General features: G+C 42.7%; 12 protein-coding genes. 3 read left to right on the top strand and 9 right to left on the bottom strand.

Annotated features, from left to right (window positions below; all coding sequences use genetic code 11):
- Positions 1-19: 19 nt before the first annotated feature.
- Genes ACT3TU_RS01540 through ACT3TU_RS01530 form a run of 3 tightly spaced genes read right to left on the bottom strand, consistent with a single transcriptional unit; the run spans position 20 to position 4,827 of the window.
- Positions 20-907 (bottom strand): SDR family NAD(P)-dependent oxidoreductase, encoded by an 888-nt coding sequence (locus tag ACT3TU_RS01540; protein ID WP_444783953.1) that lies wholly within the window; start codon positions 905-907, stop codon positions 20-22.
- Positions 904-2,103 (bottom strand): patatin-like phospholipase family protein, encoded by a 1,200-nt coding sequence (locus ACT3TU_RS01535; RefSeq protein WP_444783952.1) that lies wholly within the window; start codon positions 2,101-2,103, stop codon positions 904-906. The genes ACT3TU_RS01540 and ACT3TU_RS01535 overlap by 4 nt, the downstream gene beginning before the upstream one ends.
- A gap of 3 nt (positions 2,104-2,106) precedes the next feature.
- Positions 2,107-4,827: an alpha/beta fold hydrolase gene (locus ACT3TU_RS01530; protein ID WP_444783951.1), complete on the bottom strand. Its 2,721-nt coding sequence runs from the start codon at positions 4,825-4,827 to the stop codon at positions 2,107-2,109.
- Between the two features lie 315 nt (positions 4,828-5,142).
- Here ACT3TU_RS01530 and ACT3TU_RS01525 point away from each other — a divergent pair, with 315 nt between their 5' ends.
- Entirely contained in the window at positions 5,143-6,054 is a 912-nt protein-coding gene (locus tag ACT3TU_RS01525; protein ID WP_192529191.1) for a lysine exporter LysO family protein, read from the top strand.
- Between the two features lie 45 nt (positions 6,055-6,099).
- Here the strand turns inward: ACT3TU_RS01525 and ACT3TU_RS01520 are convergent, their stop codons facing one another.
- From ACT3TU_RS01520 to ACT3TU_RS01495, 6 genes are all read right to left on the bottom strand, one after another.
- On the bottom strand, positions 6,100-6,696 hold the full coding sequence (locus tag ACT3TU_RS01520; RefSeq protein ID WP_192523803.1) for an OmpA family protein: 597 nt from the start codon (positions 6,694-6,696) through the stop codon (positions 6,100-6,102).
- A gap of 280 nt (positions 6,697-6,976) precedes the next feature.
- The gene (locus tag ACT3TU_RS01515; protein WP_192523802.1) at positions 6,977-7,567 is read right to left on the bottom strand and encodes an OmpA family protein; all 591 of its coding nucleotides are present in this window, start codon (positions 7,565-7,567) and stop codon (positions 6,977-6,979) included.
- A gap of 64 nt (positions 7,568-7,631) precedes the next feature.
- Positions 7,632-8,825 (bottom strand): hypothetical protein, encoded by a 1,194-nt coding sequence (locus ACT3TU_RS01510; protein WP_192523801.1) that lies wholly within the window; start codon positions 8,823-8,825, stop codon positions 7,632-7,634.
- Between the two features lie 418 nt (positions 8,826-9,243).
- The gene (locus ACT3TU_RS01505) at positions 9,244-9,879 is read right to left on the bottom strand and encodes an OmpA family protein (RefSeq protein WP_192529192.1); all 636 of its coding nucleotides are present in this window, start codon (positions 9,877-9,879) and stop codon (positions 9,244-9,246) included.
- Between the two features lie 30 nt (positions 9,880-9,909).
- Positions 9,910-11,187 carry an FAD-dependent oxidoreductase gene (locus ACT3TU_RS01500; protein ID WP_192523798.1) on the bottom strand — a complete coding sequence of 426 codons (1,278 nt, stop codon included), beginning with the start codon at positions 11,185-11,187 and terminating at the stop codon, positions 9,910-9,912.
- A 129-nt stretch (positions 11,188-11,316) separates the two neighbouring features.
- On the bottom strand, positions 11,317-12,618 hold the full coding sequence (locus ACT3TU_RS01495; protein ID WP_192523797.1) for an FAD-dependent monooxygenase: 1,302 nt from the start codon (positions 12,616-12,618) through the stop codon (positions 11,317-11,319).
- A 587-nt stretch (positions 12,619-13,205) separates the two neighbouring features.
- On the opposite strand from ACT3TU_RS01495, the gene ACT3TU_RS01490 reads away from it, so the two are divergent.
- Together ACT3TU_RS01490 and ybeY are read left to right on the top strand one after the other, a co-directional pair.
- Positions 13,206-14,288 carry a PhoH family protein gene (locus ACT3TU_RS01490; RefSeq protein WP_192523816.1) on the top strand — a complete coding sequence of 361 codons (1,083 nt, stop codon included), beginning with the start codon at positions 13,206-13,208 and terminating at the stop codon, positions 14,286-14,288.
- A 272-nt stretch (positions 14,289-14,560) separates the two neighbouring features.
- Positions 14,561-15,128, top strand: a 568-nt coding sequence (ybeY, locus tag ACT3TU_RS01485; protein WP_444783950.1) for an rRNA maturation RNase YbeY, incomplete at its 3' end; no start/stop codon positions are given.

Here is a 15,128-nt window from a genome sequence, read left to right as displayed (position 1 = left end):
CTATATTGATTCCATAAAACTATTTCTTTTTATCCAACTTACTACGTAATATCCAATTCAGTAACGGCTTGGGTAAGTGGTTTAGTACACCAGTAATATAACGCATGGGACGTGGAAATACTGTCAGTTCAATATTATTGTCAATCGCTTGCATGATATGCTCAACTGCCGTTTGCGCACTCATTATAAAGGGCTTATGGCTGGCATCACCATCATTCAAATCACGCAGTGCTTGGGTATCGATATAGCCTGGAGCAATACAATTCACTTGGATATCATAAGGCGCTAGTGCCGCTCGATAAGCACTGGCAGCCGCAATCATCGCACGTTTGCTTTTGGCATAAAGGCTGGCATAAGGATAATCCATGATGCCAGCGATAGAGGCGATACAGATAAGGCTTGGTCTATGATTTTTGGTAAAACCCAGTGATTGATTCTGAAGATTTTCTTGATGCTTTAACTGCTCACTCGCCCACCTAAAAGTCTGTTCAAAGGCTTGAAAATTAATCGCTAGCATTTTATCGCTGTCTGCTTGATTTAGCTGATGCACACGCTCGTTTAGATAGCTGCCTGCACTATAAATTAGCCTATGAAAGCGTATACCTGCCAGACTATCTAATAATTTCTGTGTTTGAATACTATCCGTTAAATCGCAAGTATAAGTCACGATATTAGGGTGCTGGCTGTTAATATAAGTTATCTTCGACGTATTATGACCAACAATACTAACTTGCCAGTCAAGCTGCTGGTGGTGAAGTGCCAATGCCAAGCCAATACCACTCGTGCCGCCAATAACGATAAGATGCGGGGCATTCATATTTGAAGCATCATTTTTAGAGGTTGCTTTTGTAAGCCCAGCTTCTGTGTTGATAATTTCTGGATACATAGGCGCTGCGGGATTTTTCATAAGCCATGCTGCTGTAGATAGTTAGCCGTACGCTGATAACCATACTGCCACTGCGCCTGCATTTGCTGTACAAAGCCGTCATAATCGCTGTGCATCAGCTCGATTGTCATTTGCTTCATATTAAAGCGCTTTTGCACGTGCTGCCCTGCCAACTGCTCGCCGTTATCCGCAAATGGCAACCAATGTAGTTGACTGCTACTCTCAAAATTATCTTGATATGACTCAGTACTTGGTAAAAAGCCATGTACCTGTGCCAAACGCTGATTGGGATCAAAACCAAAAACGCGTTGAATAGCAGGAGCAGCGAGCCATGAATCATAACCGGCCTTGGTTTCTGCAAATACCGTTTCTGCCAATTGGCAAGCCAGCTCGATAGGAGTTAGGTTAATCACCCCGCCTAAGCACCAGCCAAGCTCCTCAATATGCGTTGGCGGCAGATAATACATATCTGCCATAGAAGCACGAATCGCTGCAGCAAACTCCCACTGGCTCAAAACTTTAACAGACTGATGTATGCGTTCCTCAGCAAATACGTGCGCAGGGGATCGCATTTTTTTGTCAGTAAGTTCTGATAAAGAAGCCGTCAAACGTGGCGGTGCAAATAACAACTCTTGGAGCTTTACTGGTAGCTTTAATGGATAGTTAGACGAAATGTGGCTAGCAGGCGTTTGATATAGTCGGCTAGCCACAATGGCTATCTCTGGGCTGGTGGAATTAAAATTTCTATCGTCATTTTTGGTAGAAGAAAAACCAGATAGCTCATCAAGCCATTGACTCTCGTCATCAATTCGAAACATCGCTAACTGTTGCAATTCATCTAATAATTGCTCATAACTGTCTGCTTGCTGATATTGTTGCCTTTTAGATAGCTGCCTTGATAAGCGCCAGCGTTTGAGTGCGTGAGTCATGTAGCGTATTTTTAGACGCCTATTGGCTTCATTGGGCGCAACATGCCTGATTGCAGCAATGGCACGATACAACTCGCGGCTACACATCAATTGCTGCAAGTCTTTGGGGTCAGACGCGAGCTGTACTAGATAGGCTGATAAGCTACCGCCGCAGGTACCAATGATAATATCGGGCGTCAAATCATGAGCAACCAAGGCCGCATAGCTACCTAAATAATAACCAAAACGTGAGCCACCGCCTGAAAAAAGCTGCACACGCTGATAAGGCTTTGTACTGTTGTTACTCATCGATTATTCATCATTGGTCGTTGCTGTTTTAATCGCTAATGACACGGTAAAGATACCGAACTTATCGATACGCATCGCCACCTTTTTAAAGCCCGCACACTCAACCAATTGATCCATTTCAGCTTGTGAACGACAGCGCATCACCCAACTACTACCACGATGATTATTTAAGGTTTTACTAATAAACTCCTGCTCAGGGTGCCACGGCTGATTGGTATAAAGTAAATAACCACTAGATTTTAAGCTGTCATAAATGCCCGCCAATGCGGTGGCAGGGAGCGTGTTATCAGAAAACAACTCAAACACACCAGAGGCAATAGCGATATCAAATTTTGAATCGTCAAGACTTTTAATATTGCCACTCTTCTTCTGCGGGTTAGAATAACTGGTAGGGTCAAACGCATCTTTTTGACAAGTGATGACACGATCAGCAATCTCTAACTGTTCTGCTTTGGCTTGCAACGCTTGAATATTATGCACTTCATAATCACGTAGCTCAGCATGCAGGTTTTCAAACTCTGTTAATAAATCAAACGCGTAAAAACCATGACCACTGGCAATATCTAGCAATTTTGGTTGAGTTGACTCATCAAGGCTGTTTTTATTAACTTGGTTTTGATTAGATTGGTTTTGATTGGCAAGTTTAATATCTGCCAACGCTTCACGTGCCAGCTCTAGTATATGCTCACGGCGGATACGAATCCCTTGCCAGCCGATATTACTGAGATAAAACTTATCGACCGCCTGACCAAATTTATTCTGACCACTCGGCTGATTATAATAAACATGATCAAGTGAATGACCGGAATCAAAACCATGCTCAAGTCCCGTCGCGATAGCGTCGCTAACATGACCGAATTTTTGCATGGCAAAACGCGTCAGCGCAAAGCTTGGATTAAAAGGCTTAATCGCTAAACGATCAACCTTGTCTTTACTGGCACTGTTAAGATGCGCGGTACGCAAATCGGGCGCTTGTGCGGGTGTACTAAATACTTGCTCAGCGAAATCAATACAATCGTCAAAGACATCTGCCTTATTGGTCTCATGAAAAATCGCATGATAGCTGTCTGGATACAGCTGCCAACGCTTATTAGTGGTATTAATCGCTTCATAAAAGTCACGCTCAGCTTGTTTATCAACCACATAGTCTTTACCTGCACACAATACAAAGGTTGGTACAGTAATAGCGCCCGCATCATCGAGTAAACGCTGTCCAGTCGCATGGGTATCGATAAGCAGATCGGTTGAGATACTATTTGAGATCAGCGGATCGGCATTATAGGCTTGCTGTGCTTGTTTATCATGGGTCAATACTTGCGCTTTGACGTAACTACTGACGCGTGACATCAGACCTAGCGTACGCGCGACCTTTAACGACGGTATCGCAAACGGCATATATAAGCGAATACGTAGCGCTGGCGTGCCGAGTATCATCCCGCGAATATTGGGCGCATAATCATGTACCCATGCTGCTGCGAGTACGGCACCAATACTACTGGCTACGATTAGCGTATCGTCAATGGCAATACCCGTCTGTCCAATAACCATTTGTACAAAGTCGTTTAAATCTCGCTCAAGCTGAGTCACGCTCTCGGCATGATCTTTGATACCACCCGAGCGCCCATTACCGCGCGCATCCCATGCAAACACTTGATAACCAGCTGCTGCAAACTGTTGTCCAAGCTCTGCTAAACGTCCCGAATGCTCATGACCACGATGCAATAAAACCACTTGGCGCTGTTGTGTATGTTGCTGCTTAGCTTTCTTTATCTCATCCAAAGGCATCGTTAGCCAGTAGCGGTAATAAATCGCCGTGCCATCATAAGCGTTATAGCAACTTTCACCATTGATAATGGCTTGCTTAGGCAAGTCGGTATCAATGGTTATATACTTTGGTGCATCTTCATTATTTGTATTAATCGAGGGCATTATTTTGGACTCCAATAAGGAAGCTTTAACGGAATAATTGGGTGAAAAGGTATGAGAAGTAACATCGCTAAGTACAGCATGAAACGTATTTGACTGCTGCTTTGATAGTATATTTGATGTCTCTCTAAGCTCAGGCGGCTGACGCATTAAATATAAGTCTGCCATATAGCGTAAACGGTTCAGACAGGTTTTTATTAATAATGCCTCTGTCAGTAAGCATAACTGCCCTATTCTGGCATGCGATAATGATAAAGGCGCTTTACTGCCTATAATTGCACCCAGTGTGCCTAATATAAAAGCCCGATCACTTTTACCTAACGGCCCTTGGTTTGCCCGAATCTTTAGAGCTGCATCACTGGTTATCGCCAATAGCTCGGTGCTAGTACTAAGTGCAATCAGGTTAATAATATGGCGCTGGTTTGAGAAGACACCTCTTTCTAAAACTTGAGATGTGCTATTAGTAACATGAGGCATCAGACTGGCTAATAATGCCGTGTCTGCAATGAGATCTCCAGCCTCATTAAGTATCGCGCCAAGTTTTGACGCCTGCCCATGCTCACGCGCCATCATGCCATCGATGGCATTGAGTGCCATACGTATAAACAATGACGAAGGTAGTAGCAACCATAACGTCTGCTTTTCTGCTGCTGGCTTGGCAATCACATAAGCGGTTCCTACACTTAACAATACTGCTGACACCGTCACCTGATTAGCAGTGATATTTTGCTCGACCAACGTGTTACTTATTGGTCGCAATTGATCCTGAAACTGGGTCTTGAGCTGGTATAACGACATGATGCCCGCCAAATACATTGATTGTGTCAATGTAGCAACAAAAGTTGATCAGGTAAAGTATTAGAATTGGACTTAACGCAGCTTCAAAACTAATTCTAAGTCTTTTTTAAGTGATTTAAACAGAATCAAAACCAATATGTCATGTCATCACTACCATCCATTAAAATAATAATCATTAAGCAATAGCCTTGCATAATTTGCCATGAATATTATTTGTACATAACAGTATCGGTAGCCTGATATGTTACAATCCCCAGCTTCTTAGAAATGCCTTATTGAAAACATCTTTTAAAAAAACGCCGCGAGCCAATCACCATGCAAAGCATAGTTACTCTTGTTTTGGTATTAATGCCAATGTTTATTGGCTTTGCCATTCCTTCCAACCCTACTATGACTAAGCTTGCTGACAAAGGCCTATCTTATTTGATATTTATTATCTTAGCGCTGATTGGTATTGAGCTAGCACAAGTGGAAGGGCTTGGCAGCCAGATAGGCGAGATTGCGCTGTATGTCACTATACTATCGATATTGACGATTGGGTCGGGCTTATTTGCCCTCATGCTGTTTGATCGTCTGCGTCCATGGCACGCTAAAAAGCCCAGCGTCAAATCCAAAGAGCATCGCGTTAGTATTCGCGGTAGCCTCGCCCAAATCATTTGTGTGGCAATCGGCTTTGTGATTGGTTATTTCTTGCCAGCTGATTATATGCCACCTGAAAACAGCATGACGGTGATGCTGATGATATTAATCTTGCTGGTTGGTATTGGTCTTAAAGGCTCGGGGATTACCTTAAAAGAAGTGCTGCTCAACAAACGAGGCGTTGAGATGAGCATTATCTTTACCCTAGCCGTGCTGGTTGGCGGGCTTATCTTTGCGTTGATATTTAGCGATGTGTCATGGACCAAGGGTTTGGCACTGGCGTCAGGGTTTGGTTGGTATTCACTGTCAGCGATTATCATGACCGATGCTTATGGCGCTGTTTGGGGCAGTGTGGCGTTATTTAATGACTTGATACGTGAATTCTTTGCGTTGATATTTATCCCTGTGTTTATGCGTAAATATCCGTCCGCTTCCGTCGGGCTTGGCGGTGCGACCAGCTTGGATTTTACTTTGCCAATTATTCAGCAATCTGGCGGTCTAAAAGTCGTACCGTTAGCGATTAGCTTTGGTTTTATTATTAATATTGTCGCGCCAGTGCTGATGGTGGTATTTTCGGCGTTGGGGTAAATATAAGTTTTAACAGTAGATGGTGATTAAACTTCAAATACTGCCCTATTTAAACGGTTTGCAATGCTTGGCGTACTCACCATACCTTTGTATATCAGAATTATATTCAAGATTCATTAAATCTATCACTTCACTGCTCGCCATTAAAGTGGCTCGGCGCTGTTTTGCCTCAAGACCTTTCATATTAAGTGCGTTAAAACTAGGGTTTATATAATCTGTCTCTCTAACCAATAGTTTATTTGAACACTCATAAGTGCGGATACGCTTAGCATCAATATGATGTTGCAAGACTAACGTATTTTTGATGCTAAGGGCGCGATTGCGTGATAAAGAACCGAAACCAAAAGTCGCTACAGCATCTTCATCAATTTCATTTGTAGCTGCATGACCAAAAACAAAAACACTAGCTTCTGGATACTCATTGATTTTTTCTGCCATTTTTATAAACTCTGTATCATAAATATCAGGTAGTTGACTGCTCATAGGTAGAAAAAATCCCCTAAACTCCATTTCAAGTGCATCACCGCCCTCAATTATTATTTTACAACCTTTAGCATCGACCACTACGTTAGGCGGCGTTTCAGGGCATTCGTCTATAGCATCAAGCACACCATCGCCATCTGAATCAATTTCTGCTTGCATCGTCCTGATGTTTTCATATTGAGGTGTGGTTTTGGTCGGTACAATTTTGGTAGTCTGGCAGCCAGCTAACGTTATGAATGCTGCTAACAGCAATAACGTGCTATAGGTTTTAATGGTCATTATTACTCTCTCTTCATCCAGAATAATTTACCGCTTTATTTGTCATCATTTTCACACTTTTTAAAACGCTCAATATATTAAACCTCTTGCATAAGTCGTCGCTAGCCCTCGTAACTCTGTCAGTGACAGTCAATGAACTGGTACTTTCGCAAGAGGTCTATTATTCAACATTGCTAATAAGCGCATAAATACGCTGATTGAGCCAACTGTTTTCGGCGTCATTTGTCGCAATTGGGCGCTCTGATCCATAGTAAACGGTCTTAATACGATCAGGATCAATATTATGTTTCATGGTCATATAATTTTTAATCCCTTCCACACGGTATCTTGATAATGTTTGATTGGCGCTAGTTTCTTCACGCTTGGATATATGCCCTTCAACACGCATGACAGCGTCCAAATGATCTTGCATTTTTTTCCCTGCGTTATCTAGCTGTTCATAATACTCACTTTTTATCTCACTGCTATTTTCAGCATAATAGGCTCTAGCTTCCATCATAAATTCGTTTTCGCCAAAGAGTAAGGAATGCGGACAACCCCTTTCATCTATCACCACGTTATACGGAGTGCCTGGGCATTCGTCTATATCATCGAGTACGCCGTCACCATCTGAATCAGGAATATCTGGTATTAAGGTAATGATATTTTCATATTGAGGTGTGGTTTTGGGCGGTATAATTTCGGTAGTTTGGCAGCCTATTAGACCTATAGATGCGGTTAATAATAAAGCGCTATAGAGTTTAATATTCATGATCAATCTTCCTTAATTTAATCAAAGTATAATGCCTATTGAAAACTATAGCGCAAAATAGGTTTTAAGCTAAAGGCAACGCTTTATTCACCTGACAAGCACGGTCATGCCATTGTACAAAATCATCAATATTAGCGTGTGCTTTACTGTTATTGGCAACCTCTTTACCAATCATACTCTCGACATAATGGCACGCTCGATAGTTTTTAGCATAGTTATCATAGTCGGCAATCCACTGCTTACGTGCTTTTAACTCATCTTGACGTTGTTCAATGCTACGCTCTACATCTGTGTCCTCAAAACTAAACCAAAAGTCTTTCGCAGGAATATCTTTAGCCAAATTGTTATCTTCGACCTCATTCATACGCCACGGCTTGGCGGTGAGCCGCGCACGAAAGCAGTGCTGCACCTGACATAGACGCACGTAATTGGTATCCGCATGGAAATACGCAAACCATTCTTCGACCACGCTATCACTTGGCGATACAACATCGTGCGTTGCAATAATACGAAAGCCTGCGGGTGTTTGATATAAACGAAAAGACTCATTGGGATGACTGGTGATACGTTTTTTGATTAAATCCGTTATAAAAGGCAGCAATGAAGCGGCATCATCGGCATATTTTTGTGCGCGAGCTTTGTCTCTTACACTGGCTTGTTGCCATAAATAGGCAGTCGCACCAAACATTACTGTTAATAACCACAACCAAGATAATCCTAGCCAAGCGATGACACTGGCGATAAGTATAAAGACGATGACAAAAACCCAAACCTTCACTTTGGCTGATGGATTGCTTTGATTAACGAGGAAGGCAGGCATAAAGCCATGATGGTTATAATCATCAGGATAATTATGACGCAATAAATCATCATTATCGACATCGATAATTGCAATATTATCAACGTTGGCGACTTGTGCCCCATAGCTGTTACGCGTGACGATAAGCTGCGTCGCTACTGCGTTATTATTAGGCAATCCATCTTCTGGAAAAGAATGCTCGGAGATAATCTGTTCACGGATAGGAATGCCGTTGCTTGCGTTATATTCCTCCCTGCGTTCGCGGCGTAAGATATCTTCACCTGCCAGCCAGCACTTATGCACCTCATCCACTCGCGCTTTGGCATGAGTTAACGCCGCACTTTGACTAATATCTGACCAACCATAACGTTTGATAGTTGCTTGCTTGGAGGGTTTATTAGGCGTCTCGCGCAATTCAAAGCGCTGTTTGTATTGCGCCCAGTATTTAGGGATGAGCATGTGGTTTGCCTTTAGATTTTGCAAATAAGAAAAAAATTAGGGTTTACTAAGTTTATATAACTTAAGTTATTTTATATGGTACTATATATACCAATATGACCGTCACCTCTGCTTTTGCAAGTGGCGGTTCTCTATTTCTAGCTTCTCATCAGCATCAGTTCATACTATTGCCACAACCTCCAATCTTCTAAGCTTGTCATTAAACCAAAATCTTTAAGCTTAACCATATCATCAGGTACAGCAGGAAACTCGTTCAATAAACTTTTAAAACGTTGATTCCAACTCGAACGAGGACAAATTACCTTTAACATATGCTGCATAATACAAAAATAAAAGAACGGTTTATAGTTGACTAGTTTTGACCATTTACTGTCGAAACTAATGGGAGCGAATGGTCAATAATTGATAAAAACTTGATTTAAAATTTAACGCAGATACCATCTTTTAAATTGATAGGATACTCATTATCAGGTTCAGTTAATAAACCATAGACCCGACGATTAAAAGACCTACCCTCATCAGTATCATTGGGTGCGATGGGCGCTCTAGCCTCACAATTTAAAGTCATTAATCGACTCGATTCTATACCATGCTTTAATAAAAGATAGTTTTTGATTATCAGTGCTCTATTTTTAGGTAATGAGCTTAACTCTTTATTATTTTCATCCTCTGAAATATGCGCTTCAATCTTAAAAATAGCGGTATCATATTCTTTCATTCTTGCCGCTACTTTATCCAGTTCAACCTGATATTTAGATGTTAGTTCACTGCTACCTTTAGCAAAAAAGGCACGATACTCCATCTTTAGACTCATATCAGGTCCCATAATGAGGTGACAGCCCCTGTCATCCACTACTACATTACCTTTCATTTTTGTATTTGGACATTGATCTAATTCATCAGGCACGCCATCGCCGTCGCTATCTAAACTAACCATAACCGTTGGCATGTTGATAGTTTTACTTTTTTGCTTAGACAAATCAGCCGTTTGGCAACCTGTTAGTGCTAATGCACTTATCATAATTGACGCTATTGTCCATAATTTAACGTTCATATTTTACGCTTCCGTAAGTTAAAGCTATCCTTAAACCCCACTCGCCTGCTTCGCAAACAAGCGCATCAAGGGTTTGATTTTGCTCACGCGATACATGCCTTCATTACGGATTTGTTGAATAGGACGCAGTTGAGCCAGCGAGCCAGCGAACAGCCAGTTCAGCGCCGAAAAGCTGTGCATCATCAGACTATTATGTGGGCGGCGCAGGCGCTCGTAGCTACGCAAAGTTTGATTGGCTCCCCACAACTTATTGCCACTACGCGCATAATCATGGGTCAGTTGTTCGCTTAATGCCTTCACATCGAGCATACCCAAATTCAGCCCTTGCCCAGCGAGTGGATGGACGCCGTGTGCCGCATCACCGATTAATACTAAGTTATCCGCCACATAGCTTTTCGCTTGCTGTGCGGCTAACGGGAAGCTAGCGATTGATTCAATTTTTTGGATAGCGCCAAGCTCATAATTACTGGCAGCAGCGAGTTTATCAGCGATGTATCTTGGGTGTTCTGCTATCAATGCCAATGCTTGATTGCGTGGTAGTGTCCAAACGATTGATTGCCAATGCTGTGGATTTGCTTTGTCTTCATCGGTAATATCTGCTAATGGCAATAGCGCCAGCGTGCCAGTCGGTAGCATGGCTTGTCGAGCAGTTGCTTGGTGCGGTTTGTCGGTTTGAATCGCACAACAAATTGCGGTTTGCTTATAATCGAGTGTATCTAGCTCAATACCTGCCTGCTTGCGCACAAATGAGCCGCGACCGTCAGCGCCGACTACTAAACGCGCATCAATCACGCTACCGTTCTCTAACGTCACACGATAGCCTTGCTGACTACCAATCCAATCCATATCGACAACCTTTTGGCCATCGATGACGGTTAAATATTGACTGACATCATGTGCTGATAAACGCTGCCATAATGCGTATTCGATAACTGCAGGCTCCACCATGCTACCAAGCATTTTTGGCGAAGTATTTTTCTCACTATTATTAGTAGAATCATTACTATCACCAAATAACAGCTCGCCCATACCATTTAATTGCCAAACCTGCATTTGCGAGTAATCAGCTTTACGCTCTGAGGCTGCGATCTTCTGCCAAGTACCCACCTCTTTAAGCAGACCAATACTGGCAAGGCTCAAGGCATAAACACGCGCATCGCGTTGCCCAAGCACTTGCTGCCAATCTGCTTCGCTACGTCCAGGTCGCGCATCAATCAGCGTTACCGGTTTATTATCTTGTGCCAGTTTAAGGGCAAGCGTTGCACCGACGATACCGCCACCGATGATGAGCGTATGGTTATTTTTCATAAAACATCCTTAAATTTAACAGCTATTAACAACTCACTTTCAGCTATCTAATTTTATGGTTGTAAGCTAGGTTTTTAACCCACAATTTTACCTTTGCGAAGTTTGAAAGCTAGGTATTCAAACTAAAGACTAAGATTTTAAGCCCATCGCATAGTTTGCAATTAACGGCTTAATATTGGGCAGTTTATCAAAGGCAACCAAGGCCACGTTACGTGCCAGCTTCACCGCTGGATTTGGATGGGTAAAACCATGTACCACCGCATCACAGAAGCGAATGACACGTTTTTGGTCGGTTTGACGGGCTTTTTCATAACGCTTGAGTAAGGTAGGATTACCGATATCCGCACCCTTCATCACTTGCGCACTCATCATCTGCGCCAGCACATGCGCATCGCGCATACAGAGGTTAAAGCCTTGACCAGCTACCGGATGTAAAGTATGTGCCGCGTTACCCATAATAACGCAGCGACCATCGACCTGCTTGTCCGCCAGCACCCGGGTCAATGGATAAGCACCGCGGCGACCTGCTTTTTTAAACGTGCCAGCGCGCTCGCCAAAGGCTTGCTGCAAGGTTGCTAAAAAATGGGCATCATCTTCTAGATATTGCGTCTCTTCACCCGTTGGACAGACCCAAACTACTGAACGTCTATAACCCGTTTGATAGTCGTCATTGCCGTCGCCTTCTGGATCGGTCAATGGCAACACCGCCAGTGGCCCTGCTGGGCTAAAACGCTCAATCGCATTATGCTCATGAGGCTGATCCGTCTCAACCACACCAACGATAGCCGTCTGCTTATAATCATAAGTCGTCGTACCAATATCTAATAACTGACGCACAGTAGAGTCGCGACCATCACAAGCCACTAAAACGCTGCCTTGCAATTGCTGCTCATGCTCTTCTTCGCCATAGTAGCTAAAACTTAGGGTCACGCTGTCGCTTTGCTGATCAACGGCGATCACATCGGCATTATCAATCAGGGTAATCAACGGCTCTTGTTGGGCAGCCAGTAGCAACTTACGTCCAAGCCAGGCGTTTTCCATCACTTGTCCAAACGACTCGACCTGCTCCTCGGCTTTATTTAACTGCGCGCGTCCAAAGCTACCTTGTTCGCTGATTCTAACCGCATCGATTCGGCAGGCATGGCTTTTCAGCTCAGCCCACAGCCCAATCTCTTGATAAATCTGTACCGTACGCCGTGATAAGGCGGTATTACGGCTGTCTAAGTAGTGACTACGTTGACTGTCATCGCTTGGACTGATGGTCGGATAGCTGTTTTTTTCCAGCAAAGTACTGGCGATACCATGATGTGCCAATAGCAAAGCAAACGACAAACCCACATGTCCGCCACCAGCAATCAGTACCTGCTGCTCAGTCATAGCAGAGAGTTTAGTCTGGTTAGATTTTGACAAATTTGACTCAGTATTTTGCATCGTTATTATTCCTATAATTTCCTGTTTAGCACGCTTTTATACGTGGTTAGTACCTATTCAAAAACTTTACACTTTTAGAAAATCACTCATGTTTTTATAGTTTTCAGCCCAGTTGTTATTGCTCTATTATCTAAGCCATAGATTACCACAAATTGCTTATCATTCTGTGGTCTTGACGGTATCCATAGCGGTTATATCTAGTGGCTATATCTAATTCTTGCGGCTTTACTTTTGCGGTGCATTGGCAGTCGTTGCAATCACCATACAAAAACAAAGCCGTGCATACATCTATATAGCTTGAATTTTAAAAACTATCTACCATAATGAAGGCAGGACATTGACTTATGGTTATTCATATTTCAATCATAACTTTTAAAGATAGCTTTTAAAGACAACTTTTAAAAATAACTGTGCCGCTATTTTATCTCTGCAATTGAAAAGCAATCAACACTATCTAAAACCAATAAAAGAAAACCAACTATTTTATCTCTGAAGCCCGTAAATCTATAGCACTTTAACAACTGAGTAATAGAATTTTCACAATGACATCGGGCAACCAATACAAGGATAATCGCTTGACTGATTCCATGATCCGCCGTATAAAGTTTGAAACACTGACCCCAACACAGCTTAAAACCGTGCTTGGTGAATACAATAATCACATGAAATATATCCAAGAACGTCTCGATATTAAAATTAGCCAACGCCGAGGCGACTTTTGTCTGAGTGGCGATATATTGGGTGTTGAGCGTGGTGAACGTATTATTTATAAGCTGGTCGACGAGGCACAAAACACCAAAGATATCAGTCCAGAAGAGCTACACCTCATTATTCAATCGAGTATCTCACGTGATGAGGATATGGAAAATGATGAGCAAGTGGCTAATGACGAGGATGATTTAGACTCAGCAAGTGACTTTACGCCGATTAGTCTACGCACGCGTAATGGCAAAATCATTCCACGTGGTGGCAACCAACAGCGTTATGTCAAAAACGTGCTGAGCTCTGATGTGTCGTTTGGTATCGGGCCTGCGGGTACGGGTAAGACCTATCTTGCCGTTGCTTGTGCCGTTGATATGCTTGAGCGTAACGAGATTGAGCGCATTTTGCTGGTACGCCCTGCGGTAGAAGCAGGCGAAAAGCTGGGGTTTTTACCGGGAGATCTAACCCAAAAAATCGACCCGTACTTACGTCCTCTATATGATGCGCTGTATGAAATGATTGGCTTTGAGAAAGTCGGAAAAATGCTTGAGCGTCAGGTTATCGAAATCGCCCCACTTGCCTATATGCGTGGTCGTACGTTGAATAACTCATTTGTGATTTTGGATGAAGCACAAAACACCACACCTGAGCAGATGAAAATGTTTTTGACCCGCTTGGGCTTTGGCTCACGAGCCGTTATTACTGGTGATATTAGCCAAGTCGATTTGCCACGTGGTACTAAATCAGGTCTGGCACAAGCGATGGATATCTTAAGCGGCATCGAAGAAATTCATATTACCAAGTTTGATTCAAAAGACGTCGTGCGCCACCAATTGGTACAAAAAATCGTCGAAGCTTATGATGTATTTGATGAAGAGCAGTTGGCATTACAAGAAAAACGTAAGTTTGAGCGCATGAAAGAACAAGAGCGCAAACAAGCCGTCGCTGATGCGGCAGCCAAGCTGTAACTTATCTCAATATACCTATGTTAAAAGAAGAAAACCGGATTTTATATCCGGTTTTTTTCTGTTAGATACTTTTTATTAGATATATATAGTCAATGAACAGTAAAACTAGTACAGCTGTATCAGTATGCTATTGGTATAAATTTTTCTGGCGTGCTGCATACGCAGAGGCTGCGTAAAATTCATCCCAATAGCACTGTAGTAATTCTAAGTCTTTTGACTATAATTCTTATTAAATAGCTTTTAAATAAGCAGAAAAACACAAGGATTATGCTATGAGCCAAACCAACGATAATGAAGAAAATTTAGATACACTCGACATCAGTGCCAGTAATAGCATTGATGACGAGACACTCGATGTTTTCTATCACCGCGAGCAATTACAGTCAGTACTGATGGCGACGTTAGCTTATATCGATAGGCAGTTAGAGAAGGGTCTGACATTACCCTACTTTGCAGGTATAGATGCCGAGTTATGGCAAGAAAAGCTTAAAGCGCTCGATATCTATATTACCGATGAGAATGAAGGGCGCGAGCTTAATTTGGAAGCGCGTGGCAAAGATTATGCGACCAACATTTTATCTTATCCCAGTGACTTGCCTGCTGCCATCATCGAGCTGATGCCAACACTACCACTTGGCGAGCTTATTATTTGTCATGACGTAATGGTACGTGAAGCGGCAGAGCAAGGAAAAACAGTGCCGCAGCACATTAGCCATTTATTAACCCACGGCATACTGCATCTATTGGGTTTTGATCATGAGCTCGGGCAGGCTGAGCAAGATGAAATGGAAGCCTTTGAAGTTGATATTTTGGCAGGCTTAAACCTACCAAACCCTTATA

Origin of the sequence: Psychrobacter sp. AOP3-A1-26 (genome assembly GCF_052378235.1) — a bacterium.
Lineage (GTDB): Bacteria > Pseudomonadota > Gammaproteobacteria > Pseudomonadales > Moraxellaceae > Psychrobacter.
Note: the sequence above shows the minus strand (reverse complement) of the source record. Positions and strands in the feature narration are given on the sequence as shown.

What these genes read in the sequence shown, in the direction of transcription:
- ACT3TU_RS01510 (WP_192523801.1), bottom strand. Translation starts at nt 8,825, where the DNA reads ATGCTCATCCCTAAATACTGGGCGCAATACAAACAGCGCTTTGAATTG.
- ACT3TU_RS01515 (WP_192523802.1), bottom strand. Translation starts at nt 7,567, where the DNA reads ATGAATATTAAACTCTATAGCGCTTTATTATTAACCGCATCTATAGGT.
- ACT3TU_RS01525 (WP_192529191.1), top strand. Translation starts at nt 5,143, where the DNA reads ATGCAAAGCATAGTTACTCTTGTTTTGGTATTAATGCCAATGTTTATT.
- ACT3TU_RS01535 (WP_444783952.1), bottom strand. Translation starts at nt 2,103, where the DNA reads ATGAGTAACAACAGTACAAAGCCTTATCAGCGTGTGCAGCTTTTTTCA.
- ACT3TU_RS01490 (WP_192523816.1), top strand. Translation starts at nt 13,206, where the DNA reads ATGATCCGCCGTATAAAGTTTGAAACACTGACCCCAACACAGCTTAAA.
- ACT3TU_RS01505 (WP_192529192.1), bottom strand. Translation starts at nt 9,879, where the DNA reads ATGAACGTTAAATTATGGACAATAGCGTCAATTATGATAAGTGCATTA.
- ACT3TU_RS01500 (WP_192523798.1), bottom strand. Translation starts at nt 11,187, where the DNA reads ATGAAAAATAACCATACGCTCATCATCGGTGGCGGTATCGTCGGTGCA.
- ACT3TU_RS01540 (WP_444783953.1), bottom strand. Translation starts at nt 907, where the DNA reads ATGAAAAATCCCGCAGCGCCTATGTATCCAGAAATTATCAACACAGAA.
- ACT3TU_RS01530 (WP_444783951.1), bottom strand. Translation starts at nt 4,827, where the DNA reads ATGTCGTTATACCAGCTCAAGACCCAGTTTCAGGATCAATTGCGACCA.
- ACT3TU_RS01495 (WP_192523797.1), bottom strand. Translation starts at nt 12,618, where the DNA reads ATGCAAAATACTGAGTCAAATTTGTCAAAATCTAACCAGACTAAACTC.
- ACT3TU_RS01520 (WP_192523803.1), bottom strand. Translation starts at nt 6,696, where the DNA reads ATGCAAGCAGAAATTGATTCAGATGGCGATGGTGTGCTTGATGCTATA.